This window comes from Mesorhizobium sp. M1C.F.Ca.ET.210.01.1.1 (assembly GCF_004791585.1).
GTDB lineage: Bacteria > Pseudomonadota > Alphaproteobacteria > Rhizobiales > Rhizobiaceae > Mesorhizobium.
Genome location: NZ_SRUU01000092.1, coordinates 1 through 1122 on the forward strand (window position 1 = coordinate 1; position 1122 = coordinate 1122).

At 63.4% G+C, this 1122-nt stretch carries 1 protein-coding gene; it reads left to right on the forward strand.

What is annotated here, in order from left to right; genetic code table 11:
• Positions 1-176 precede the first annotated feature (176 nt).
• On the forward strand, positions 177-1109 hold the full coding sequence (locus EN853_RS33050) for an IS110 family transposase (protein WP_167524676.1): 933 nt from the start codon (positions 177-179) through the stop codon (positions 1107-1109).
• Positions 1110-1122 lie beyond the last annotated feature (13 nt).

A 1122-nucleotide genomic window follows, 5' to 3' on the forward strand; every position in this document is an offset into this window, starting at 1 on the left:
AGGATCCTGTGTGTTGGTTCGGGTGTATGGTTGAAGTGGGAAGGAGGCCGAGAGGATCCTGGTCGTCCTTTCGAGGACAGGCCGCGGCATGGCTCGGTCCCTTCCCACCAATGAACCATCAACCTGAACAGTTGCACGGGGCTGTCTTCAGCAGACCCCGTACCACAGGAAGAGGCATGGCCATGATAGTGCAGAACTATGTCGGCTGCGACATCTCCAAAGCGAGGCTCGACCTTTTTGACGAGGCAAGCGGCCGTTACCAGCGCATCCCCAACCAGGCTGAGGCGATAGAAGCCTATGTGGCAGGCCTTTGCGCCGGTCGTGACTTCGTCGTCATGGAGGCGACCGGCGTCTATGACCGGCTGCTGCGCCATGCGCTGGGCAAGGCCGGCATTGCGTTCTCGCGGCACAATCCGGCGCACACCCACCACTACGCGAAGTCGGCGACCCAGCGCGCCAAGACCGATCGTCTCGATGCCCGGATGCTGAGCAGCTACGGTCGTCGCTACCAGCCTGCGGCCGAGCCGGCACCTTGCGAGAAAGGCGAACGCCTTCAGTCGCTTGCCCGCCACCGCGACCATCTGGTTGAGATCCGGGCAGGGCTGAAGCGGCACCTCAGCGAGGCCTTCGATGAGGACGTCATAACCGAGACTGAAAGACTGATCGCCGACTTCGACACGCGCATCGATGCGCTCGAAAGCCGGATTGCGAGAGCCATTCGCGAAGCCGAGGACACCGCCCGCGACTATGAGCTGATGGTCTCCGTCCCAGGCGTCGCCACCATCACCGCGCTCTCGCTGCTGGCCCACATGCCCGAGCTCGGCCGGCGCTCGCCCAAGTCGATCGCGGCACTTGCAGGCCTTGCCCCCCTCGACAACGAGAGCGGCAAGACCAAGCGCAGGAGCAAGATCAGCGGTGGTCGCCCGCGCGTGCGCCGCGCCCTCTATATGGCGGCGCTGGGCGCCATCCGCGCCAACGATCGCTTCAGAACTTTCTACACCGCACTCGCGGCCCGCTCCGGATCCAAGAAGCTTGCCATCGTCGCCGTCGCCAGAAAGCTCCTCGTCACCCTCAATGCCATCATTCGAGACAAAACCGCCTTCGCATGAACACAGTTGCCAT

Bases quoted from the DNA above. Each gene is read 5' to 3' on its own strand.
- EN853_RS33050 (WP_167524676.1), top strand. From the start codon at position 177: ATGGCCATGATAGTGCAGAACTATGTCGGCTGCGACATCTCCAAAGCG.